Genomic DNA, 24051 nt, shown 5'->3' with positions numbered 1-24051 from the left:
GCCCCCACCCGGCGCTTTTGACGTTACCCCAAAATCTCCCTCAACACTGGCCCAATTTTCTCAAACGCCTGCGGTGAAATGATATCCACGTGGGCGCAGTCCTGGCTGTACACCTCCAGTTCCCCCACCCACGGTGCCCAGGCGGCCTGCGGATCCATCATGCGCGTGCGTTCGGCAACAAACAGCGTCGCCTTACCGTCAAAGCGTGAACTGTGCGCCGTGGTGAGCAGCCGCACCGCATCGGCGTAGTTGCCTTCGATAGCGTTAAACAGCTCGCTGGAGCCCTGTCCCTGCTGGGCGGCGATAAACGCCTGACGCTCGCGCTCGATCTCCGCCAGCACCGCCGGGTCGAGGCCGTTGGCCTCTTTCTCCGCCCAGTTCTGGGTTTCCGGCGGCCAGGTATCCAGCAGGCCGAGGAACGCCACCGCTTCACCCTGCTCGCGCAGGCGGGCCGCAATGCCCTGCGCCAGCGTGCCGCCGAGGGAATAGCCGAACAGGTAATACGGCCCCTGCGGCTGCTGCTTACGCAACGTTTTCAGGTGATGATCGATCACCCCATCGAGATCCGCGCACTGCTGCATCGGGCCGTCCGGGCGCGGCGACTGAATGCCGACGATTGACCAGCGCGGGCTGAGATAGCGCGCCAGGACGCTAAACTGCCAGGCAAAGCCGGACGCCGGATGGAAGCAGAATAGCGTCGGGCCGTCGCCCTCACGCAGCGGCAGAAGCGTTTCAAACCCCAGACGCTGCGCCTGCTCGTCGCTCATTTGCGAGTCCAGCAGCGCGCTAAGCTTACTCACCGTGGAGGCGACCATAATCTGCCCCGGCGTGACCTTGCGGCTAAACGCACGGCTGAGCTGCGCCGCGAGGCGCATCGCCAGCAGCGAGTGGCCGCCGAGGGCGAAGAAATCCGCTTCAATGTCGCTGATCTCACAGCCCAGCAGCGCGGCAAACGCCTGCGCCACGGCGATTTCAGTTTCGCTTTCCGGCGCGCGACCGGAGGTTTTACCGGTCAGCTCCGGCAGCGGCAGCGCCTTGCGATCCAGCTTGCCGTTGGCGCTCAGCGGCAGCGCGCTGATTTGCAGCAGCACCACCGGCACCATATGCGGCGGCAACTGTGCCCTGAGCGAGTCCAGCAGCGCGTCGCGGTCCAGCGGTAAGCCGGATTCAGAAACCACGTACCCCACCAGCTGGCGCGCATCGCCGCCCGTCGCCGCCGCCTGGTTGAACACGCAGGCGTGCGCCACGGCCTGGGCCACGTCCGGCAGCGACAGCATCGCCCGGTCGATTTCACCCAGCTCGATGCGCTGGCCGCGGATTTTCAGCTGGTCGTCGCTGCGGCCCAGATATTCCACCGCGCCGTTGTCCAGCCAACGGGCAACGTCTCCGGTGCGGTACATCCGCTCGCCCGGCGCGAACGGGTCGGCGATAAAGCGGCTGGCGGTGAGATCGGGGCGTCCCAGATACCCCTGCGCCAGCTGGATGCCGGTGAGGTAGAGATCCCCTGCCACGCCGAACGGTACCGGGCGCATCATCGCATCCAGAATGCGCAGCCCCGTATTCCACACCGGGAAACCGATCGGCACGCTGTTGCCTTCCACCGCCGCCAGCTCGGGCCCAAAAGCCGGATACCAGCTGACATCCACCGCCGCTTCCGTCGGGCCGTAAAGGTTATGCAGCGGCACGTGCGTCAGCTGTTCCCACTCGCGGCACAGCGCCGTCGGCAGCGCTTCGCCGCTGCAGAACACCTGCTTAAGCGTTTTGCAGCAGTCGACATTTTCCGGCGTCAGCGAGGCAACAAACGCCGCCAGCATCGACGGCACGAAGTGGGTAGTGGTCACGCCGTAGTGCGCGAAGAAGCTCTGCATTGCTTGCGGGTCGCGGTGCGCGTCCGGCTCCGCCATCACCAGCTTCGCCCCGGCGATAAACGGCCACCAGAACTCCCACACCGACACGTCAAAGCTGCACGGCGTTTTCTGCGCCACCACATCGTTCGCGCCCAGCAGATAATGGTCCTGCATCCACTTCAGGCGGTTAACGATGGCGGTATGGCCGACCATGACCCCTTTTGGACGCCCTGTCGAGCCGGAGGTAAAGATGATGTACGCCGTCTGCTCCGGCTTTGCCAGACGCAGCGGCTCAGCATCGGTGGCCGGTAAAAGTGTGTTGTAACTAAACGTCTCGACGGACAGATCGCTAAAACGCGGAAGCTGTTCGTCGGTGGTAATGAGCAGGGACGGTTTCGCGTCCTCGAGCATCATCCGCAGGCGATCGTCCGGATAGCCGGTGTCGAGCGGCAGCCACGCGGCGCCCGCCTCCACAATGCCGTGCAAGGCTAACGTCAGGAATACCGAGCGCGGCAGGGCCACCGCCACGCTGTCGCCCGGCTTCACACCGCGCGCGCGCAGCAGGTTTGCCAGCGTGACGACCTGCTCGCGCATCTGACGATAGCTGAGTTCAACGTGCGCATCCACCAGCGCCGGGGCATCCGGCGTTTTGCTCGCCTGTTCCGCCACCAGATCCGCGAGCGTGGTGGACGGCAGCGCCAGCCCGGTATCGTTGATGCGCGCGAGCTTTGCGTATTCCTGCTCTGAAACGGTTTCCACCTCGCCGCAGCGCAGGTCCGGGTTGGCCGCAAACTGCACCAGCATCGCGTTCAGGCGCGCGACGTGACGCGTCAGCGTCGCCTCATCGTAGCGCTGCTTATTGGCGAGGATCTCCATGCTCAGCCCGCCCTGCTCGTCCGGGAACAGCGCCAGCTCCAGATCGTTCACCGGGCCGGTCGCCAGCGTGTGGGTGATGGCCTCCACGCCGTCGATATCCAGCTGGTAGTCGAACACTTTAACGTTCAGCACCGGGCCAAACAGCGCTTCATCACCCGCCGCTTTCCCGCTGTCGCGCACGATCTGCTCGGCGTCGTAGCGCTGGTGGCGGCGCATTTTTTTCAGCTGGTTCGCCAGGCGCAGCGCCAGCGAGGGCAGGCTCTCCTGGGGATCGATATTGACCGCCAGCGGCAGGACGTTAAGCACCGGCCCGGTCGCGGTGAGCGCCGCGGATCCCATCCGGCGCATAAAGATAAACCCGGCGGCGTAGTCCAGCCGTCCGGTGAGGCGCCCCAGCCACAGCGCCACCAGCGCAAGCGCCAGGTCGGTGCGCTGTACCTGCCCTGCCGCCTGTGCAAGCTTGCTGAAAGCGCGGCCGTCGGCGGTAATTTTCAGACGCAGAATGTCGGTCGTGGCGGCGCGGCCCGGCAGCGGCGCGGAGGAGAGCGAGACCGGAGAAGGCAGCTCTTTGCGCTGCCCGGCCCAGAAGGCGCCGTCGCGCCGGTACGCCTCGCTGTCGCGATAGCGCTGATACTCGTCCACCACCTCTGCGAATGGCGTAAACGGGGATTCCGGCGTGGGTTCGCCCTTTTTCCACGCGGCATAAATCGCGGCGATCTGGCGGGTTATGGCCGGGAAGCTGAAGCCATCCACCACCAGATGGTGATAGCGCTGATACCAGTACCAATGGTTTTCACCGACCTGAATCAGTTGATGGAAAGCGAGCGGCTGACCGCTGTCGACGCGCAGGTTCTGGTTAAGATCGGCGTCCATCAGCGCCACGGCGGCGGCGTGGGAATCAACGCGAACGATGGACGGTTCCGGCAGAATGAAGGTGTCATCCACCCACTGCCACACCTCACCGTTGTCTTCCACAAAGCGCATGCGCAGGGTATCGGCCTGCATCATGCCCGCGGCAACGGCTTTTGCCAGCAGCGGCGCATCGATATCGCCTTTCAGCTCGGTGTAGTGCGCCACGCTCCAGGCGTTTGGCAGCGTGGACAGCTGTTCCGCCATCCAGATACCCGGCTGGGCGGCGACGAGAGGAAGACGGTTCATGCGTTCTCCCCCGCGAAATAAGATGGCTCAAGCGTCTGCCAGCGTTCCGCCAGCCACTGCTGGCACGCCTCCTGAGACTGTGCTTCGCACACCACGCCCCACCCTGCCGGCAGTTCGCACTGCTGTGGCCAGAGGCTGTACTGCCCCTGGTCGTTTTGCAAAATGGCGAACTGTCCCAGCGGATTATCGAAAGGATTGCTGAATTCCATACAGACTCCGTTAGTGAATAAGCGGCTGCCAGAGGGTGATAAGCCCCTGCGTCAGCCCACCGCGCCAGCAAAGCGCATCGTGTCCGCCGTCAACCTGACGCCAGATAACCGGTTGGTGTGTGTGCAGTTCGGCATAAATCGCCTGATTCGCGCGGAAGATGAGCGGCTCGTTGCGCCCGGCCTCAAGAAGGATGCGTAACCCGCGAGGGGATATTTCGCCGGTTTTAAGTTGCTCGATTAACAGCCCGTCCTGCTGGCCGCCGCGGTGTGGCCACCAGTAGGAGCCGGACTGGCTAAGCACGCAGCCAAAACGCTGCGGCCAGTGCAGTGCGGCATAAAGGGATGATAGACCGCCAAAGCTTTGCCCTGCGACCACCGTACGGTCGGCGCGGTCGCTGAACGGCGCGCGTTTTTTAACAAGGGGGAGAAGTTCTTCCTGCACCGCCAGCCAGAAGTCGGGATTGCACGGCAGCTCGCGGTTGCGATGCGCCATGTCGATAACATCGATTAAGACGTAGACCGCAGGCGGTAATTTGCGCACGGCGGTGAGCGACGCCAGCGCAGGCCAGACCGGCATGCTTTCGGCCCAGAACTGCCCGTCGAGCAGGACCGCCAGCGGGCGTTCCGAGTCGTCGCTCCCGGTGGTGAAAATCCAGATGCGACGGCGATTTTTCAGGCGCGCGCTTTCCCACTCAATGCAGACTGGCGGCTGATACGGCGTATCGGGATGATTCCACCCCGGCTGAACGGGTGCTTCCGGCATTTCCAACGCCGAGACGGCATGGCCGCGCCCGCCGCGCCAGCTTTGCGGGTTCAGCGGGTCTGAAACTGCGTGCGGCAGCAGCTTGCGCCAGCCTTCACGCAGCGCCATGCGTTCCGGCTGCTCGCCTTCAAACACGACGCTGGCAAAATCGTTTTCATTCACGGAAGGGATAAAACAGTAGCTTCCGCGCCACTCGGGGCTGAACTCGCCCTGCCACTGCCAGACGTCGGTATCGGGAATGCGTTCGAGGGACTGCGGGCGGGCATTTTGGTGGTGATCGGTCACGCCGGTGACGTAGAGCCAGACGCGTTTGATCGGTGACGTTCTTTGCGTTCCTGCCGGGTCACGCCACCAGAACGTGACGCGATAGTTTCCCTTTTCCGGCGTCCATTCAGGCCCGTTTTTCGACTGCCACCACGCTTCACTTCCCGTTGTTAACGCCGTCACCCTTATAACCTCATGTTTAACAGTCTTTTTTGTTTCAGAGCAAATTTTATTGATAATATTATTGATAACTATTTGCATTTGCAATAGCGTAGTGCCCGCGCTGTGGGAAGCGCTCATAAAACAACCACAAAAGCAGGACGTACAATGAATAAGAAGATTCACTCTCTGGCCTTGCTGGTCAATTTAGGGATTTATGGCGTCGCGCTGCCTGCTCTGGCAGACGACAACACCGCCTCTGCGCAGCACGAAGACACGATGGTGATCACCGCCGCCGAGCAGAATCTGCAGGCGCCGGGGGTATCGACCATCACCGCCGATGAGATCCGGAAAAACCCGCCCGCGCGCGACGTGGCGGAAATCATCCGCACCATGCCGGGCGTTAACCTGACCGGTAACTCCACCAGCGGCCAGCGCGGGAATAACCGTCAGATTGATATCCGCGGCATGGGGCCAGAAAACACCCTGATCCTGATCGACGGCAAGCCGGTGACCAGCCGTAACTCCATCCGTCTGGGCTGGCGCGGCGAGCGTGACACCCGCGGCGATACCGGCTGGGTGCCGCCGGAGATGATCGAGCGCATCGAAGTGATCCGCGGTCCTGCCGCCGCGCGCTACGGCAACGGCGCGGCAGGCGGCGTGGTGAACATCATCACCAAAAAATTCGACGACCAGTGGCACGGCTCCTGGAACACCTACCTGAATGCGCCTGAGCACAAGGATGAAGGTTCCACCAAACGCACCAACTTCAGCCTGAGCGGCCCGCTGGGCGGCGACTTCAGCTTCCGCATGTTCGGTAACCTGGACAAAACCCAGGCCGACGCGTGGGACATCAACCAGGGTCACCAGTCTGACCGTACCGGCGCCTACGCCGACACGCTGCCTGCTGGCCGCGAGGGTGTAGAAAATAAAGACATTAACGGCGTGGTGCGCTGGGACTTTGCGCCGATGCAGTCTCTGGAATTTGAGGCGGGCTACAGCCGCCAGAACAACCTCTACGCCGGTGATACCCAGAACACCAACAACGACAACAGCTCCAGCGGCCTGGTGAAAAAGAACTACGGCAAAGAGACCAACCGTATCTATCGCCAGAACTTCGCGGTGACCTGGAACGGCGGCTGGGATAACGGCATTACCACCAGCAACTGGGCGCAGTACGAGCACACCCGCAACTCCCGTCTGGGTGAAGGGCTGGCGGGCGGTACGGAAGGCTTGTTCAACAGCAATAAATTCACCGACACCGATCTGGCCGACGTGATGCTGCACAGCGAAATCAACCTGCCGATTGATTTCCTCGTTAACCAGAACCTGACGCTGGGTACCGAGTGGAACCAGCAGCGCATGAAAGATTCCACCTCCTTCACGCAAACCCTGCAGGGCGGCACTATTCCGGGCATGAGTAACGATCGGAGCCCGTACACGTCGGCAGAGATTTTCTCCCTGTTCGCCGAAAACAACATGGAGCTGACCGACAGCACCATGCTGACCCCTGCCCTGCGCTTCGACCACCACACCATCGTCGGCAACAACTGGAGCCCGTCCCTGAACCTGTCGCAGGGTCTGGGGGATGACTTCACGCTGAAGATGGGTATCGCCCGCGCCTATAAGGCGCCAAGCCTGTATCAGACCAACCCGAACTACCTGCTCTACAGCAAAGGTCAGGGCTGCTACGCCAGCTCCGACGGCGTAGGCTGCTATATGATGGGTAACGACGATCTTAAGGCCGAAACCAGCATCAACAAAGAGATTGGTCTGGAGTGGAAGCGCGACGGCTGGCTGGCGGGCGTGACCTGGTTCCGCAACGACTACCGCAACAAGATCGAAGCGGGCTACGCGCCGATCGGCCACACCTCGTCCGGTAAAGTGCAGACGGATATCTACCAGTGGGAAAACGTGCCGAAAGCGGTGGTTGAAGGGCTGGAAGGCTCCCTGAACGTGCCGGTCAGCGACACCATTAACTGGACCAACAACATCACCTACATGCTGCAGAGCAAGAACAAGGAGACCGGCGACCGTCTGTCGATCATTCCGGAGTACACGCTGAACTCGACACTGAGCTGGCAGGTTCATCAGGACGTGTCGCTCCAGTCGACCTTTACCTGGTACGGCAAGCAGCAGCCGAAGAAGTACAACTACAAAGGTCAGCCTGTGACCGGGTCTGAAAAAGACGAGGTCAGCCCGTACAGCATCGTTGGCCTGAGCGCGACCTGGGACATGACCAAAAACGTCAGCCTGACCGGCGGCGTGGATAACGTCTTCGACAAGCGCCAGTGGCGTGCGGGTAATGCCCAGACGACCGGGAACGCCACCACCGGCGCGTATATGTACGGCGCGGGGGCTTATACCTATAATGAGCCAGGCCGCACGTGGTATATGAGCGTGAATACGCGATTCTGATAAAGGCAACAACGCCGCCCTCTCCCTGTGGGAGAGGGCTGGGTGAGGGCATCAGGCCGGACTATTTATTGATAGAGGGGAAACCATGCACACCACCCACCGCACGTTCATTCTCGCCGGCCATACCGTACACCACGTCACCTTCGACCCTACGACCTTCACCGACGCCGATCTCCTCTGGCTCCCCCACCACGCTGAGCTTGCAAACGCCGGGCGCAAACGCAAAGCCGAGCATCTGGCAGGCCGCATCGCCGCCGCGCATGCCTTACCTGACCACACTGTGCCCGGCATCGGCCCCAGCGGTGAACCGCTCTGGCCGGAAGGCGTTTCAGGAAGCATCACCCACAGCGGCACGCAGGCGATGGCGGTTGCCGTCCGTTATCCAGACGCGCTTGTGGGTATTGATTGCGAAGCCATTCTTCCTGACCGTGAAGCCCGAGAAATCCAGGACGGCATCATTAATGCACAGGAAGCGATGTGCCTGACGCGCTCGGGCTACCCCTTTGCGCTGGCGTTGACGCTTGCATTCAGCGCAAAGGAAAGTTTGTTTAAAGCCCTGTTCCCTACGGCAAGGCGCTACATGGGATTCGATTTTTCGCGGGTCACGGCATTGAATCAGAAAACTATCGCATTGACGCTCAGCCATCCGGCGGGCCGTTATCAGCAGGGAAAATGCTATAGCCTCGCCTGGCAACAGGTTAATGGGGAGGTATATACCTTGATTGTCGATCAGGAATAATGCTGCCCTGTTTATTGCTCCAGCAATTAAAGACTAAAAATAACGAAACTCTCGCTTCCTACCATTTATAATAGCCACCAAAATCTTCCTGAAGCATTTAAAAGTATTCGGGCGAGTTTTTTCATAACAGAATTCAGTCATAAAACCTCGAACCAGATCAAAAACACGAGAATAAAAAATCAATAAATACAAAATAAATTATTTCAATTTTATAATTTCAGGAACATTATGCCTTCGCTGTTTTATATTATCTCGATGTGACTAAGGAAACATAACGTACTCAACTAACGCCACTAACAGAACAACATGAGCCCAGCCAGAAATGAAACATTGCCTGATACCGAGAATAAAACCTATCAGCAAGCAGATAATTATTACTATCCTCGCATTTTTCGGCTGTCTCTTTTTTGCTCATGCTAACGAAAATCCCTATGAGGATGGCATGGATCCTTATCATTGGATGGAAACACACCCCCAACAGACTGCTCGCTGGTTAAATCAACGCTCAAACCAGACGGTTAAGACACTCCACGCCCTTCCATGGAGAAACGCGCTGGCGAAAAGGTTAAGCGAACTGGAGAATACGGCCCCCACTATTTCTGATATTTATGATGCGGGACAAAATCGCTTTTATCTACGCTCAACGGTTGAACACCCCTACCTGCGGCTGTTTGTAAGACAGAAGGGAAAACCGGAACGGGTGCTCATTGATCCGCCTGTTGGTTATGGGATTAATTTTTTTAGCCCTTCACATGATGGTCGCTACGTGGCTTTTGGGCTCTCAAGAAACGGGACTGAAAGCACGAGAATTACCGTTATCCGGGTTGTGGATAATGTCGTATTAGATTCGCATATACCCGACGTTCGCTATCCCAGCGTTGTCTGGGCCGCGGATAACCAGTCCTTTTATTATAGCCTCAATGCCATCACTCAGGATTCAGGACGACAAACCTGCGGCAAGGTCTACCTCCATCGTATAGGGCACGACAGAGACGTTATGACGTTTGACTGGCGCACGCTCCCTGAACTCGCACAAAAAGCCTGTGAAAACGTTAATCTGTACACCACTCCTGATTCTGAATATCTGATTGTTAACGTTTCAAAATCTATCAGTGGTTATGGAGGCTACCTTTTTGCCGCCAAAAAAGACCCGGATGACAACGGCACACTCATCTGGAACAAAATTGTTGATACCGATAAAAATGTTTCTGCCTTTGTTTATTCCGGGGAGTGGATTTATCTGGCGAGCTATAACGCCTCCTCAGGCTACGATATTTCACGTATCAATCTGGCCGCTCCTGCCTCCACCAAAGAACCCGTGATGAGCTGGTCGAACGGAGAATTAACACAATTAAGCCTGAGTAGGGATTCACTTTATGTGGCTTATCATGACGCCGGAAGCAGTAAATTCATACGTATTCCGTTTGCTGATATCCGTAACCACCAGGCAATTCCGGTCCCTGCAGATGAAGACGTGAGTGCGATATTTGCCAGCAGCGATAGTCAGGACATTCTCTTCACCCGTCAGGGCTGGCTTCATCCCCCCGTCATTTATCATTATCAACCTGCGGATAACATTATCCAGAAAACAGAGTTAATACCGCCGTTAAGCCAGCCCCTTACAGACTATGTGACGGAAGAAAAATGGGTCACTACAGCTGAGAATGTTCGCGTCCCACTGACTCTCATATACCGTAAAGGCATTGCGCGCGATGGTTCGGTCCCTACCTGGTTGACAGCTTATGGCGCGTACGGCGTGAGTACGTTTCCTTCATTCGATCTGACCCGTCTGCTCTGGCTGGAACAAGGCGGTATTCTCGCTATCGCGCATGTACGCGGAGGCGGTGAAATGGGCCCTGAATGGCACGAGGCAGGAAGAGCGGATAAGAAAGAAAATTCCATTACCGATTTTATTCGTTGCGCGGAATATCTTATCGACAGTCGCTACACCTCACCGTCAAAACTGGCAATCGGGGGGGAAAGCGCGGGGGGAATTATCGTGGGTATGGCGATGACCCGTCGCCCGGAACTGTTTTCCGCAGTGGCCATAGACGCCGGGATACTGAATACCAGCCGACTGGATAACATTCCGATAGGCGTGATGAACTATGACGAACTGGGTTCACCGCTGACGCCGTCTGGCAGGCTAAACTTATTGAAAATAGATGCCTACCAACATCTGGTACCTGAAAAACGTTATCCTCCCGTTCTGTTAACCGTGGGCCTGCATGACCAGCGCGTTTCCCCGTGGCAAACAGCAAAATTCGCCGCCCGGTTAGAGGAGGCAGGCTCGCCGCGAAGCGTGCTGGTTCTGGCTTACCGTCAGGGAGGACACAGTGCGGCAACCTATGCCGAGGCCGATTCAAAATTAGTCGACACGGTAAGTTTCTTTATCTGGAAAACCGGTCTTCACGTTCAGGACAGGTGAAAGCGGCACCCGTTACGGGTGCCCTGTCATTCATACACGAAATGGTTCAAACATCCGGGAACATCACGCTATTCCCCGGCGCTTCCCTGTGCAGATGGATAAAGTTCAGGTGCCGTTCATACTGGTCCAGAATATCCGTAATCACCTGCTCCTTGCTGTAGTCCATCAAATCATTCCCCTGGCTTCCTTCAAGCAGGAAGGTTTCCAGCCGGTAGTAGGTCGATTTCCCGCTGCGCGCCCGGTAGGTAAAGCCGGGGACCGAGTACTGCTGCGGCCAGATCTGGTAGACAAAGTTCTGCTCGTCGCCCATGTGCACCAGCAGATCCAGGTGACCCAGGGTTTCACCCTCCTCTGGCGGCAGGTTTTTCAGCTCCACGTAGGCGCCGCGCAGCTTCAGCTCCTGCGCCACCTCTTCCATTGCCGGGAAGCAGACCGTCTCCATCATCTGTTTGGTGTAGCGCGTGCCCGGGTAGTTCATCAGGCGCGACAGGCGTTTCTTCCAGCTCAGCCTGTCCTGCGCGCCCATCGGACGCGGTGCGGTATCGCGGCTGGCGCTGACGCGGCGGTAATCTTCCACCTTGAGCGATTTATACAGCCCGGCCATCACAAAGAAGATAACGAAGCTGAACGGCAGCCCCATGATCACCGTGGTGTTCTGTAGCGCCGAGATGCCGTTGGTCATCAGCATGCCGAGCGTCAGCAGGCCAATGGCGACGGACCAGAAGATGCGCAGCCAGTTCGGGGCATCGCTGTTGATATCCTTCAGCTTCGAGGTGAAGTTACCCAGCACCAGCGCGCCGGAATCCGCCGAGGTGACGTAAAACAGCAGGCCGGTAATGGTCGCCACGGAGGCGCTAAAGGTAAACGCCGGGTACTGCGCCAGCAGGCTGTAGAAGCCGCGCTCCGGGTGCGCCATCGCGTCCTGTGCAAAGGTCGCGTTGCCGTGGATAATCTCATGCAGCGCGCTGTTGCCGAACACCGACAGCCACAGCAGGGTAAAGGTGAACGGGATAATCAGCGTGCCCATCACAAACTGGCGGATGGTGCGCCCGCGCGAAATACGCGCCAGGAACAGGCCAACAAACGGCGACCATGCGACCCACCACGCCCAGAAGAACAGGGTCCAGCTGTTCATCCACTCCACCGGGCGGTCAAAGGCGAAGCTGTTCAGCGTCATGCCCATAAAGCGGTTCACGTAGTCGCCCACGTTGAGCACTAACGCATTGAGCAGGAACGAGGTATCGCCCATAAACAGCACGAACAGGATGAGGCCCAGCGCCAGCGCCACGTTCAGTTCGGAGAGCACGCGGATGCCTTTATCGACGCCTGACGTCACCGAAATGGTGGCAATAATGACGGAGAGCGCAATCAGCGCCGCTTTCGCCGCCATCGAATCCGGAATCTCAAACAGCACGCTCAGCCCGTAGTTGAGCTGCACCACGCCAATCCCGAGCGTTGTCGCGATACCGAAGATGGTGCCGATCACCGCCGCAATGTCGACGCTGTGGCCAATCGGGCCGTTGATCTTTTTACCGAAAATCGGGTACAGCGCGGAGCGGATGGTGAGGGGCAAATTATAACGATAGCTAAAGTATCCCAGCGCCATCCCCATCAGGGCGTACATTGACCAGCCGGTCAGGCCGTAGTGGAACAGCGTCCAGACCATCGCCTGGCGCGCGGCCTCCATTGTCTGCCCTGCCCCTTCCGGGGGCTGCATATACTGCGTGACCGGTTCGGCCACGGAGAAGAACATCAGGTCGATGCCGATGCCCGCGGCAAACAGCATCGCGGCCCAGCTCAGCAGGCTGAACTCGGGCTTGGACTGCTCGGGACCGAGCTTAACGGAGCCGAAGCGCGAGCAGGCAATGCAGACCACAAAGACGATATAGAGCGTCGCCGCCAGCAGGTAGTACCAGCCGAAGGTCTTTGACACCCAGTTCAGGGTGCGCCCAATCCACTCGGCAGAAAAATCGCGAAAGAAGATCGTTGTCAGGGAAAACAACAAAATCAGCCCGGCGGACGTATAAAAAACGACCGGGTTGATTTTGTCTTTTTCTCTGTCCTGTGAAAGGTCTGTCATCCAGTATCCTCACTGTTTTTGTAACTATTAAAATCCAAATCTGCAACAATTAAGACACATTTTATATTGAACGTCCAATCAAAAACCGCTTTAATGGTTAACCAACGCTGATGAATGGAGTGGCAATAATGCCCAAAGTGGGGATGCAGCCGATCCGGCGCAGGCAGCTTATCGACGCCACGCTGGAAGCAATAAATGAAGTGGGAATGCATGACGCGACGATCGCGCAGATCGCCCGTCGGGCGGGCGTTTCCACGGGGATCATCAGTCACTATTTCAAAGACAAAAATGGTCTGCTGGAAGCGACCATGCGCGACATCACCGGCCAGCTGCGCGATGCGGTATTAAGCCGCCTGCACGCCCTGCCGAACGGCAGCGCGGAGCAGCGTCTGCAGGCGATTGTCGGCGGTAACTTTGATGAAACCCAGGTGAGCAGCGCGGCGATGAAGGCCTGGCTGGCCTTCTGGGCAAGCAGCATGCATCAGCCCATGCTCTACCGCCTGCAGCAGGTGAGTAGCCGCCGCCTGCTGTCGAACCTGGTGTACGAGTTCCGCCGCGAGCTTCCGCGCGAGCAGGCCCAGGAGGCGGGCTACGGGCTGGCGGCGCTGATCGACGGGCTGTGGCTGCGCGCCGCGCTGAGCGGCAAGCCGCTGGATAAGACCCTGGCGCAGTCGCTCACCAGCCACTTTATCAGCCAGCATTTACCGACCGACTAACCGAGGAGAATTTATGTCCCGAATGGCAGAACAGCAGCTTTATATCAATGGTGGTTATACATCGGCCACCAGCGGTCGCACCTTCGAGACCATCAACCCGGCCAACGGTGACGTTCTGGCGACCGTACAGGCCGCCGGGCGTGAAGACGTCGACCGCGCCGTGGAAAGCGCAAAACGCGGGCAAAAAATCTGGGCGGCGATGACCGCCATGGAGCGCTCCCGCGTTCTGCGTCGCGCCGTCGACATCCTGCGCGAGCGCAACGACGAGCTGGCAAAGCTGGAAACCCTCGACACCGGTAAAGCGTATTCCGAAACCTCAACCGTGGATATCGTCACCGGTGCGGACGTGCTGGAGTACTACGCGGGGCTGATCCCGGCGCTGGAAGGCAGCCAGATCCCGCTGCGTGAGACCTCATTCGTCTACACCCGCCGCGAGCCGCTGGGCGTGGTGGCGGGCATCGGCGCGTGGAACTACCCGATCCAGATCGCCCTGTGGAAATCGGCCCCGGCGCTGGCGGCGGGCAACGCGATGATCTTCAAGCCGAGCGAAGTGACGCCGCTTACCGCCCTGAAGCTTGCCGAGATCTACACCGAAGCGGGCCTGCCGGACGGCGTGTTTAACGTCCTGCCGGGCGTGGGCGCGGAGACCGGCCAGTACCTGACCGAGCATCCGGGCATCGCCAAAGTCTCCTTTACCGGCGGCGTCGCCAGCGGCAAAAAAGTGATGGCCAACTCGGCGGCCTCGTCCCTGAAAGAGGTGACGATGGAGCTGGGCGGTAAATCGCCGCTGATTATTTTCGACGATGCGGATCTGGATCTCGCGGCGGACATCGCCATGATGGCCAACTTCTTCAGCTCCGGCCAGGTGTGCACCAACGGCACCCGCGTGTTCGTGCCCGCGAAATTTAAAGCAGCGTTTGAGCAGAAAATCGTCGAGCGCGTGGGCCGCATCCGCGCGGGCGATCTGTTCGATGAAAGCACCAACTTTGGCCCGATGGTCAGCTTCCCGCACCGCGACAGCGTGATGCGCTACATCGCCAAAGGCAAAGAGGAAGGCGCGCGCGTGCTGTGCGGCGGCGACGTGCTGAAGGGCGAAGGCTTCGATAACGGCGCGTGGGTGGCCCCAACCGTGTTCACCGACTGCACTGACGAAATGGCCATCGTGCGCGAAGAGATCTTCGGCCCGGTGATGTCCATCCTCACCTATGAGTCCATTGAGGAAGCGATTCGCCGCGCCAACGACACCGACTACGGGCTGGCGGCAGGCATCGTCACGGCCGACCTGAACCGCGCCCACGGCGCCATTCATCAGCTCGAAGCGGGCATCTGCTGGATCAACACCTGGGGTGAATCCGCCGCAGAGATGCCGGTCGGCGGCTACAAGCACTCCGGCATTGGCCGCGAGAACGGCGTGATGACGCTGCAGAGCTACACCCAGGTGAAGTCCATCCAGGTTGAGATGGGTAAATTCCAGTCCATATTTTAACCGGGAGGTTTATTTGCAATTTGACTACATCATTATCGGGGCCGGCTCTGCCGGCAACGTGCTGGCTACACGACTGACTGAAGATCCGAACACCACCGTCCTGCTGCTTGAAGCAGGCGGACCGGATTACCGATTTGACTTCCGCACCCAGATGCCCGCCGCGCTGGCGTTCCCGCTGCAGGGCAAGCGCTACAACTGGGCGTACGAAACCGAGCCAGAGCCCTTCATGAACAACCGCCGCATGGAGTGTGGACGCGGCAAAGGGCTGGGCGGCTCGTCATTGATCAACGGCATGTGCTACATCCGCGGTAACGCGATGGACCTCGACCACTGGGCGAAAGAGCCGGGCCTGGAGCACTGGAGCTACCTCAACTGCCTGCCCTACTACCGCAAGGCAGAGACCCGCGACGTGGGGCCGAACGACTACCACGGCGGCGACGGCCCGGTGAGCGTCACCACCTCGAAACCGGGCGTGAACCCGCTGTTCGAGGCGATGGTGGAGGCGGGCGTACAGGCGGGCTATCCGCGCACCGACGATCTCAACGGCTATCAGCAGGAGGGCTTCGGCCCGATGGACCGCACGGTCACGCCGCAGGGCCGACGCGCCAGCACCGCGCGCGGCTATCTGGATCAGGCGAAACCGCGTCCGAACCTGACCATCCGCACCCACGCCATGACCGATCGCATCCTCTTTGAGGGCAAGCGCGCGGTGGGCGTCGAGTGGCTGGAGGGTGAAAGCACCATCCCCTCCAAAGCGACGGCAAAAAAAGAAGTGCTGCTGAGCGCCGGGGCGATTGCCTCCCCGCAGATCCTCCAGCGCTCCGGCGTGGGCAACGCTGACCTGCTGAAGCAGTTCGATATCCCGCTGGTGCACGATCTGCCCGGCGTGGGGGAAAACCTGCAGGATCACCTGGAGATGTACCTCCAGTACGAATGCAAAGAGCCGGTCTCCCTCTACCCTGCCCTGCAGTGGTGGAACCAGCCGAAGATTGGTGCCGAGTGGCTGTTTGGCGGTACCGGCGTGGGCGCGAGCAACCACTTCGAAGCGGGCGGGTTTATCCGCAGCCGCGAGGAGTTTGAGTGGCCAAACATTCAGTACCACTTCCTGCCGGTGGCGATTAACTACAACGGCTCGAACGCGGTGAAAGAGCACGGCTTCCAGTGCCACGTCGGCTCCATGCGCTCCCCGAGCCGTGGACACGTGCGCATCCAGTCGCGCGATCCGCACCAGCATCCGGCGATCCTGTTCAACTATATGTCCCACGAGCAGGACTGGCAGGAATTTCGCGACGCGATCCGCATCACCCGCGAGATCATGCACCAGCCCGCGCTGGACAAGTACCGCGGCCGCGAAATCAGTCCGGGTATTGACTGCCAGACCGACGAGCAGCTGGACGAGTTCGTGCGCAACCACGCGGAAACCGCCTTCCACCCGTGCGGCACCTGCAAGATGGGCTATGACGAGATGGCGGTGGTCGACGGTGAAGGCCGCGTTCACGGGCTGGAAGGGCTGCGCGTGGTGGATGCGTCGATTATGCCGCAGATCATCACCGGCAACCTGAACGCCACCACCATTATGATTGGCGAGAAGATTGCCGATGCCATTCGCGGTCGCGAGCCGCTGGCGAAGAGCACGGCGGCGTATTATGTGGCGAACGGGGCACCGGTGAGACGCTAAGTCATTTGCCCTCTCCCCACCGGGGAGAGGGAATTCACTTCCCCGCCACAAATTTATTTTCATTTCCCTGCATCCAGTTTCCCCCCGCCCCTCGTATATGAGTATGTGAGCAACGCCTTTGCTCCTTAATCCGAGGATAAATGATGAAAAAGCTACTCAGTGTTGCATTCGTATCCAGCGCGATACTCTTCTGTGCAGGCGCATCAGCAGCCATGACGTCAGACACCGTGATGGTGGGCGGAGCGGCGATGTTCCCGAGCAAAAATATCGTTGAAAACGCCGTGAACTCGAAAGATCACACTACGCTGGTGGCCGCCGTCAAAGCGGCCGGGCTGGTGGATACGCTTCAGAGCAAAGGGCCCTTCACCGTCTTTGCGCCGACCGACGCGGCGTTTGCGAAATTGCCTGCCGGCACGGTCGAGAACCTGGTCAAACCCGAAAACAAAGCCACGCTCACCAGCATTCTGACCTATCACGTGGTCGCCGGTAATTACGATATGAAAGCGCTGGAGCAGAAAATTAAACAGGGCGGCGGTCACGCGGAGCTGAAGACCGTTAACGGTCAACCGCTGTGGATCATGAGTAACGGCCCGCACAATATTCAGCTCAAGGACGGTAAAGGTAACGTGGCGAACATCAGCACCTACGACGTCCATCAGAAAAATGGCGTGATCGATGTGATTGATACCGTCCTGATGCCTAAGTAGTTGTCTATACTTCGGAAGTGTGACGTTGCCTTCCGGGAAAAACATGGATAACGCGCTGGCTGAACAGCAGTTGAAATTAATGCAGGCGATCGCTAACGGCGATCGCCGCGCATTTGAACAGCTTTACCAACTCACATCGCCTCACCTGTTTGCCGTTGCGCTGCGCATGCTGCGCGACCGCGCCTGGGCAGAAGAGATCCTGCACGACTGTTTTGTCACCGTCTGGAGTAAAGCCGAAACCTATAACGCTACCCTGAGCTCCCCGATGACCTGGCTTACGCATATTGTTCGCAACCGCTGTATTGACTGGCTGCGCAGCGGGCAAACCCGGGCTGCAGCCCGTGAAGAGTCGTATTCGGAAGATATTCTGCTGAGCGAAAGCGATGAGCAGAATAACTGGCACGACGATGCGCAGGCAGAGCGGCTCAGGCATTGTCTCGAACATTTGAGCAGCGAGCAGCGCCAGAGCATTACGCTCGCCTACTATCAAGGCATGTCTCACAGCGACATTGCCGACTGGCTCCAGCAGCCTGTAGGCTCGGTGAAAAGCTGGATACGTCGGGCAATGGATCATCTTCGGGAGTGCGTGGGGCTATGAATGACGCAGAAAAACGCGACGACATGCTGGCTGCGGAATATGCCCTCGGCACCCTGCGCGGAGGGGCGCGGCTTCAGTTCCAGAAAAGGGTCCTCCGTGAACCCGCTCTGGCCGCCCGCCTGGCGTACTGGCAGGACATGTTCAGCACGCTGGATAGTCATCTTGTGCCCGTCCCTCCACCCGAGACGGTGTGGAAAAGAATCACCCTCGACCTGCCGCCCAAAAAGCCTTTACGCCAAAGTCGGCCTTATCTCGGCTGGATGGTTGCGGCCTCCCTCGCCGCCCTGTCGGTCGTTGCCTGGTATGCCACCCGTACACCGGAACTCGTTCCGCTGATCGTCCTCAACGATGCCCAACAGCACGGGGAATGGGTCGTCAGCGCGGATGCCAGCCGCCAGCACTTGAGCATTGCTCCTCTTCGGCCGACGGCCGTCGCGGCGCAACACAGCCTCCAGCTTTGGCTGATCCCAGGCGGGCAGGCGCCGGTCTCCATGGGGCTGCTGCATAACGACATACCGACACGCGTCACCCTCAGGAACACAACGCTCCCTCCTGACGCCACGATAGCCATAAGCCTTGAACCAGCGGGCGGATCGCCCACTGGACTCCCCACAGGCCCGGTCCTTTACAGTGGCAAATTGTAATTCTCAGGCCCTGTTCGCAGGGCCGCTATCGTGACCCCATTTCATTTAAATACTATTCTCGGTTACCTATAAGAATTAAATATTAAGCCTGTAATTAATTTAATTATTAAAAAACGACATTGACAGACTCTTGCGTACTCCATTAAGTTTTAAACGAACATCATTTTATTTCCGATACACAATATATCAAAAAACCGCATTAATGAATTTCTCATTATTCATTATATGCTTCTCTGCCTTTTATTTTTTGCATCACTCAATAGCGAGATAAGATCATGAATAATAGTGCAAACAAGGTTGTTGTCATTACCGGTGCCAGCAGCGGTATTGGTCAGGCGATTGCCCTCCATTTAGCGAATAACGCGTTTTCGCTGGTGCTGGTGGCGCGCCGTTTGGACAGAATTAATGCTCTGGTGGATCAGATTATTCAGCAAGGCGGCAAGGCGATAGCCGTGAAGGCCGATGTCACCCGTCAGGAAGAGGTTCAGCGCGCCATTGACGCTGCCGTTGCCGCCTACCAGCGCGTGGATGTGCTAATCAACAACGCGGGCTTTATGGCTATCGCCCCCTTGAGCGAGCTGAAAACCGACGAATGGGACAAGATGATTGACACCAATCTGAAAGGGGTACTGTACGGCATCGCTGCCGCTTTCCCGGTGTTCCAGCGTCAGGGCAGCGGGCATTTTATTAACGTTGCCTCCGTCGCGGGCATCAAGGTGCTGGCGCCTGGCGGCGTGGTGTACAGCGCCACGAAATTCGCCGTCCGCGCGCTGAGTGAAGGCTTACGTCAGGAGGCGGGTAGAACCCTCCGCACGACGCTTATTTCACCCGGCGCCGTCGAGAGCGAACTGCAATTCGGCAGTTCTGACGAAGAGAGCAAAAAATTTCTCCATGAGTTTTATAAGCAGGCTATTCCGGCTGACGCAATTGCCCGCGCGGTTTTATTTGCCATAGAACAGCCTGGCGACGTTGATATTAATGAAATTGTTGTTCGTCCGACGCAGGAAGAATTTTAGCCTGGGTTAAATAATACTGAATGAGGTGTCAGTATGATTAAATCATTAACGTCCTTATCAGATCTCAATATGCGAACGGGTGCCGATATTCTTCTTGAAGTGCTGGAGAGTGAAGGCGTGGAATATATTTTTGGCAACCCCGGCACCACCGAGCTTCCTCTGATTGATGCCCTGCTTCGCCATGAAAATATTCACTATATTCTGGCGCTTCAGGAGAGCACCGTGGTGGCGATTGCCGACGGCTATGCGAAAGCCTCCGGCAAAACGGGCTTTATCAATTTGCATACCGCGAGCGGCCTGGGGCACGGCATGGGGAATCTCATTAATTCGCGGATCATGAAAACCCCGCTGGTGGTGACCGTTGGACAGCAGGATACGCGGCACTACGTCCGCGACCCGCTGCTGTATGATGATATTGTGTCCATCGGCTCTCCGGTCATGAAGTGGGCGCAGGAGGTCACCAGCGCCGACCAGCTCCCGGTGCTGGTGCGCCGCGCGTTTCACGCTGCCAGCTATCCTCCTGGCGGCCCGGTGCTGCTCTCCCTGCCGATGAACGTGATGGAAGAGCTGAGCGACGCCGGAATACAGACGGCGTCGAGAGTAAACTACCACACCGTGGCGGGCTCGCTGGACGAGCTGGCGGAGGCGCTCAGCGAGATCGCGCCGGGCAGGATCATGATTGTGGCGGGCGATGAGGTGCACTCTAGCGGCTCGACGCAGGAGATTGTCGAGCTGGCGGAAGCGCTCAGCGCCCACGTCTACGGCTCCTCCTGGCCGCTGAATTTGCCTTTTCCCACTCAGCACGCGCTCTGGCGGGGCAATATGCCCACCACCGCCAGCGAAATCGCCAGCATCATCAATGCCTACGATGCCGTATTCATCATCGGCGGCAGAAGCCTGATCACCATTTTGTACAGCGAGGGCGAGGCCATTCCGGCGACCTGCGCGGTGTACCAGCTCTCGGCGGATATGCACGAGCTTGGCCGCACCTATGCCACTCGCCTTTCGGTGATGGGGGATATCAAACTGTCCCTGCACGAACTGCTGCCAAAGCTTAAGCAGCGCCTGATCGCCAGCACGCTGGCCCACCAGCGGCTGCTGGTGGCGGCCCGCGACGAACGAGAGAAGGAGTGGCAGCAGCAGGAAGAACGTCTCGCCGCCGAGCGGCTACGCCCGGCCCTTTCGCCGATGGTCGCAGCCTGGGAAGTCATCCGATCCATTCCGGCGGGTACCACCATCGTGGATGAGGCGATAGCGACCGCCAGGCATGTCCGCCGGTTCATCTCTGACCAGCAGCACCAGCGCTACTACTTTATGCGCGGCGGCGGACTGGGCTGGGGGATGCCCGCAGCAGTAGGTCACTCGCTGGGGCTGGGCCGCGAGCCGGTAGTGTGTTTAGTTGGAGACGGAGCCTCCCTCTACTCGCCGCAGGCGCTCTGGACGGCGGCACACGAAAATCTGCCGGTCACCTTTATCGTCATGAATAACAGGGAGTACAACATCCTGAAAAACTTTATGAAGAGCCAGGCTGACTACAGCTCAACGCGGCTGGGGCGTTTTATCGGGATGGACCTGGTGAACCCGCATATCGATTTTCAGTCGCTGGCCACCGCCATGGGCGTCCACTGCTGCCGGGTGACCGAGGCTGCGGATATCGCCGAAGCGGTAACGCGCGGCCTGCAGTCAGGAAAAACCAACCTGATTGAAATCGCGATTTCCGCGGATTAACCGCGCGTTTACGCTGTACCCTACATAAAAAACTTATAACCGAAACGCCTCAAGCCGCTTTATCTGCCGCCCTTCCTCGTCAAAATTCTCTGCCGCCAGCCAGGCGCGCAGCTCCGCGTCTCTTTGCGGCCATTCGCCGTCAATAATAGAAAGCATATCGCTGTCGCGGTTGCGCCCTTTACGCACCAGCTTCTGGCGCAGGCGTCCCTCCCAGACAAACCCCAGCCGCTCCGCCGCCCTGCGCGACGCCACGTTCATGGAATCGCACTTCCACTCGAGGCGCCGGTAGCCGTGCTCAAACGCATTTTTCAGCAGCAGCCACACCGTTTCGGTGCCGATGCGGGAACCTTTCATTTTGCGCGACCAGGTGACGTGACCAATTTCCACCGACCCCAGCAGCCGCTCGTTGGCCATATAGCTCACCAGCCCCACCGCTCGTTCGGTGCGTAAGTCAATGACGGCAAACGGCACCAGCTCATCGTCCATGACCTTCGCCATGATCCAGTGCGCGGTGGCTTCCACGCTCGTGGGCTGCGTGCTGGCAAGCCACGTCCAGTCGCTGTCGTCTCCCAGCGCGTAGGCCTCAAAGAGATCGGCCGCGTGGCGATCGGCGTCCAGCGGCTCCAGGCGACAATACTGGCCGAACAGCGGCGTGCGGGTTAACGCGCGCGCGCCCTTCCAGTCGGGAACGATATCGTTAACGGTTTGACCATGTTGATTGATTTCGGGCACGGCGGTGACTCCCTGAAAGGTAAGGCATTTGTTATAGCAGGTTAAAAAGCAGGCGAAAAGCCGCGTGTTTTAATAGCCCGAGCGCATGCGATATTCCCGGAAGGCATAAGTAAAGCTGAATTTCGACTTTGTGGAATGTCACAGTCGCCCTAACGTAGCGGAGCATAAAACAATCACAATATATTCTTCTCAGGGATCGCTATGACAAAAAAACTGTTGCCGTTACTGGTGCTGGCTGCGCTCTCAGGCGCCGCTCACGCCGCTACGCCGCCCAACACGCTGGTGGTTGCCCAGGGGCTTGATGACATCGTGAGCCTCGACCCGGCCGAAGCCAACGAGCTCTCCAGCATCCAGACCGTGCCGAGCCTGTACCAGCGTCTGGTGCAGCCGGACCGCGATAATCCGGAAAAAATCACGCCGATTCTGGCAGAAAGCTGGGACGCGGACGCGGCAGCAAAAACCCTGACCATCAAGCTTAAACCCGATGCGACATTCGCCTCCGGCAACCCGCTGCGCCCGGAAGACGTGATCTTCTCTTATACCCGCGCCGTGACGCTGAACAAATCCCCGGCCTTTATCCTCAACGTGCTGGGCTGGGACGCGAGCAACATCGCCAGCCAGCTGAAAAAGGTGGACGATCATACCCTCCAGCTTCACTGGACGGCGGACGTCAGCCCGTCGGTGGCGCTGAATATTCTCTCCACGCCGATTGCCTCTATCGTCGATGAAAAAGAGGTCGCCGCGAACGTCAAGGATAATGACTTCGGTAACGCCTGGCTGAAAATGCACTCGGCGGGCAGCGGCGCGTTCAAAATGCGCGTCTATCAGCCGCACCAGGCCATCGTGCTGGAAGCCAACGATTCCGCCCCCGGCGGCGCGCCGAAGCTCAAAAGCATCATCATTAAAAACGTCCCCGATCCGGCTTCACGCCGCCTGCTGATCCAGCAGGGGGATGCGGACGTGGCGCGCGATCTGGGTGCAGACCAGATTAGCGCCCTGGACGGCAAGCCGGGCGTGAAGGTGCTGAGCATTCCGTCCGCCGAGCAGAATTACCTGGTGTTTAACACCGGCAACAGCGCCAATCCGCTGCTGAACAACCCGGCGTTCTGGGAAGCGTCGCGCTGGCTGGTCGACTATGACGGCATCACGAAGAACCTGCTGAAAGGCCAGTATTTTGTTCACCAGAGCTTCCTGCCGGTCGGCCTGCCGGGCGCGCTGGAAGACAATCCGTTTAAATTTGACCCGGCAAAAGCGAAAGCCATTCTTGCCAAAGCGGGCATTAAGGACGCGCACTTCACGCTGGACGTGGAGAACAAGCCGCCGTTTATCACGATTGCCCAGTCGATGCAGGCGAGCTTTGCGCAGGGTGGCGTGAAGGTGGATCTGCTGCCTGCCGCCGGGAGCCAGGTCTATGCCCGCGTGCGCGCGAAGCAGCATCAGGCGGCGATCCGTCTGTGGATCCCGGACTACTTCGATGCGCACTCCAACGCCAGCGCCTTCGCGTGGAACGACGGGAAGTCCAGCACCGTGGCCGGTCTGAACGGCTGGAAAATCCCGGAGCTGAACAAGGCCACGCTGGCGGCGGTAGCCGAGCCGGATCCGGCGAAGCGTCTGGATCTGTACAAGAAAATGCAGGAACAGCTGCAGCAAAGCTCGCCGTACGTCTTCGTCGATCAGGGCAAAACCCAGATCGTGGTGCGCGATAACGTGAAGGGGTATCAGCAGGGGCTGAACGCGGATATGGTCTGGTACGATCGCGTCACGAAGTAGCCCTTGTTGCCGGGAGGCGCTGCGCTTACCCGGCC

17 protein-coding genes are annotated in these 24051 nt (G+C 58.9%); 12 read left to right on the top strand and 5 right to left on the bottom strand.

The genetic code is table 11. The features are described from left to right. Window positions 1-23: 23 nt before the first annotated feature. From entF to fes, 3 genes are read right to left on the bottom strand one after another with little or no spacing between them, the layout of a single operon-like run. Entirely contained in the window at window positions 24-3881 is a 3858-nt protein-coding gene (gene entF, locus B498_RS13010) for an enterobactin non-ribosomal peptide synthetase EntF (RefSeq protein WP_008500984.1), read from the bottom strand. Next, on the bottom strand, window positions 3878-4090 hold the full coding sequence (locus tag B498_RS13015; RefSeq protein ID WP_008500983.1) for an MbtH family protein: 213 nt from the start codon (window positions 4088-4090) through the stop codon (window positions 3878-3880). Before B498_RS13015 ends, entF begins: the two co-directional genes overlap by 4 nt. A 10-nt stretch (window positions 4091-4100) precedes the next feature. Then, window positions 4101-5300, bottom strand: coding sequence for an enterochelin esterase (gene fes, locus B498_RS13020; protein WP_008500982.1), 1200 nt, complete (start codon window positions 5298-5300; stop codon window positions 4101-4103). Window positions 5301-5444: 144 nt separating this feature from the next. On the opposite strand from fes, the gene B498_RS13025 reads away from it, so the two are divergent. The 3 genes from B498_RS13025 (at window position 5445) to B498_RS0121410 (ending at window position 10861) form a co-directional block, all read left to right on the top strand. Beyond that, window positions 5445-7694: a TonB-dependent siderophore receptor gene (locus B498_RS13025; RefSeq protein ID WP_008500981.1), complete on the top strand. Its 2250-nt coding sequence runs from the start codon at window positions 5445-5447 to the stop codon at window positions 7692-7694. Window positions 7695-7779: 85 nt separating this feature from the next. Then, window positions 7780-8433, top strand: a complete 654-nt coding sequence (gene entD / locus B498_RS13030) for an enterobactin synthase subunit EntD (protein ID WP_008500980.1) — start codon at window positions 7780-7782, stop codon at window positions 8431-8433. Window positions 8434-8755: 322 nt separating this feature from the next. Then, entirely contained in the window at window positions 8756-10861 is a 2106-nt protein-coding gene (locus B498_RS0121410) for a prolyl oligopeptidase family serine peptidase (RefSeq protein WP_071530959.1), read from the top strand. A 46-nt stretch (window positions 10862-10907) separates the two neighbouring features. On the opposite strand, the gene betT is transcribed toward B498_RS0121410, so the two are convergent. Further along, complete coding sequence (betT, locus tag B498_RS13035; protein ID WP_008500978.1) at window positions 10908-12941, bottom strand: choline BCCT transporter BetT; 2034 nt, start codon at window positions 12939-12941, stop codon at window positions 10908-10910. 128 nt (window positions 12942-13069) lie between these two features. On the opposite strand from betT, the gene betI reads away from it, so the two are divergent. The 8 genes from betI (at window position 13070) to B498_RS13075 (ending at window position 21514) form a co-directional block, all read left to right on the top strand. Then, a complete protein-coding gene (betI, locus tag B498_RS13040) occupies window positions 13070-13657 on the top strand; it encodes a transcriptional regulator BetI (protein ID WP_008500977.1) in 588 nt (195 codons plus the stop codon). Between the two features lie 13 nt (window positions 13658-13670). Beyond that, entirely contained in the window at window positions 13671-15143 is a 1473-nt protein-coding gene (gene betB / locus B498_RS13045; protein ID WP_008500976.1) for a betaine-aldehyde dehydrogenase, read from the top strand. Window positions 15144-15156: 13 nt separating this feature from the next. Beyond that, the gene (betA, locus tag B498_RS13050; RefSeq protein ID WP_008500974.1) at window positions 15157-16821 is read left to right on the top strand and encodes a choline dehydrogenase; all 1665 of its coding nucleotides are present in this window, start codon (window positions 15157-15159) and stop codon (window positions 16819-16821) included. A gap of 143 nt (window positions 16822-16964) precedes the next feature. Continuing rightward, window positions 16965-17528 (top strand): fasciclin domain-containing protein, encoded by a 564-nt coding sequence (locus B498_RS13055; protein WP_008500973.1) that lies wholly within the window; start codon window positions 16965-16967, stop codon window positions 17526-17528. 43 nt (window positions 17529-17571) lie between these two features. Further along, a complete protein-coding gene (locus tag B498_RS13060) occupies window positions 17572-18126 on the top strand; it encodes an RNA polymerase sigma factor (protein WP_008500972.1) in 555 nt (184 codons plus the stop codon). Then, window positions 18123-18770, top strand: coding sequence for an anti-sigma factor domain-containing protein (locus B498_RS13065; RefSeq protein ID WP_008500971.1), 648 nt, complete (start codon window positions 18123-18125; stop codon window positions 18768-18770). Before B498_RS13060 ends, B498_RS13065 begins: the two co-directional genes overlap by 4 nt. A gap of 275 nt (window positions 18771-19045) precedes the next feature. Continuing rightward, window positions 19046-19786 (top strand): SDR family oxidoreductase, encoded by a 741-nt coding sequence (locus B498_RS13070; protein ID WP_008500970.1) that lies wholly within the window; start codon window positions 19046-19048, stop codon window positions 19784-19786. Between the two features lie 33 nt (window positions 19787-19819). Further along, complete coding sequence (locus B498_RS13075) at window positions 19820-21514, top strand: thiamine pyrophosphate-binding protein (RefSeq protein WP_008500969.1); 1695 nt, start codon at window positions 19820-19822, stop codon at window positions 21512-21514. Between the two features lie 33 nt (window positions 21515-21547). Here B498_RS13075 and B498_RS13080 read toward each other — a convergent pair whose 3' ends face one another. Next, window positions 21548-22246: a GNAT family N-acetyltransferase gene (locus tag B498_RS13080; RefSeq protein ID WP_008500968.1), complete on the bottom strand. Its 699-nt coding sequence runs from the start codon at window positions 22244-22246 to the stop codon at window positions 21548-21550. Window positions 22247-22447: 201 nt separating this feature from the next. Between B498_RS13080 and B498_RS13085 the strand changes: the two genes are divergently transcribed. Continuing rightward, window positions 22448-24016 carry an ABC transporter substrate-binding protein gene (locus B498_RS13085; RefSeq protein WP_008500967.1) on the top strand — a complete coding sequence of 523 codons (1569 nt, stop codon included), beginning with the start codon at window positions 22448-22450 and terminating at the stop codon, window positions 24014-24016. Window positions 24017-24051: the final 35 nt, after the last annotated feature.

Origin of the sequence: Enterobacter sp. SST3, assembly GCF_000286655.1 — a bacterium.
GTDB classification, from domain to species: Bacteria; Pseudomonadota; Gammaproteobacteria; order Enterobacterales; family Enterobacteriaceae; genus Enterobacter; species Enterobacter roggenkampii.
This window is presented reverse-complemented; position numbering and strand designations above follow the sequence as displayed.

What these genes read in the sequence shown, in the direction of transcription:
- entF (WP_008500984.1), bottom strand. Translation starts at nt 3,881, where the DNA reads ATGAACCGTCTTCCTCTCGTCGCCGCCCAGCCGGGTATCTGGATGGCG.
- B498_RS13015 (WP_008500983.1), bottom strand. Translation starts at nt 4,090, where the DNA reads ATGGAATTCAGCAATCCTTTCGATAATCCGCTGGGACAGTTCGCCATT.
- B498_RS13025 (WP_008500981.1), top strand. Translation starts at nt 5,445, where the DNA reads ATGAATAAGAAGATTCACTCTCTGGCCTTGCTGGTCAATTTAGGGATT.
- entD (WP_008500980.1), top strand. Translation starts at nt 7,780, where the DNA reads ATGCACACCACCCACCGCACGTTCATTCTCGCCGGCCATACCGTACAC.
- B498_RS0121410 (WP_071530959.1), top strand. Translation starts at nt 8,756, where the DNA reads ATGAAACATTGCCTGATACCGAGAATAAAACCTATCAGCAAGCAGATA.
- betT (WP_008500978.1), bottom strand. Translation starts at nt 12,941, where the DNA reads ATGACAGACCTTTCACAGGACAGAGAAAAAGACAAAATCAACCCGGTC.
- betI (WP_008500977.1), top strand. Translation starts at nt 13,070, where the DNA reads ATGCCCAAAGTGGGGATGCAGCCGATCCGGCGCAGGCAGCTTATCGAC.
- betB (WP_008500976.1), top strand. Translation starts at nt 13,671, where the DNA reads ATGTCCCGAATGGCAGAACAGCAGCTTTATATCAATGGTGGTTATACA.
- B498_RS13055 (WP_008500973.1), top strand. Translation starts at nt 16,965, where the DNA reads ATGAAAAAGCTACTCAGTGTTGCATTCGTATCCAGCGCGATACTCTTC.
- B498_RS13060 (WP_008500972.1), top strand. Translation starts at nt 17,572, where the DNA reads ATGGATAACGCGCTGGCTGAACAGCAGTTGAAATTAATGCAGGCGATC.
- B498_RS13065 (WP_008500971.1), top strand. Translation starts at nt 18,123, where the DNA reads ATGAATGACGCAGAAAAACGCGACGACATGCTGGCTGCGGAATATGCC.
- B498_RS13070 (WP_008500970.1), top strand. Translation starts at nt 19,046, where the DNA reads ATGAATAATAGTGCAAACAAGGTTGTTGTCATTACCGGTGCCAGCAGC.
- B498_RS13075 (WP_008500969.1), top strand. Translation starts at nt 19,820, where the DNA reads ATGATTAAATCATTAACGTCCTTATCAGATCTCAATATGCGAACGGGT.
- B498_RS13085 (WP_008500967.1), top strand. Translation starts at nt 22,448, where the DNA reads ATGACAAAAAAACTGTTGCCGTTACTGGTGCTGGCTGCGCTCTCAGGC.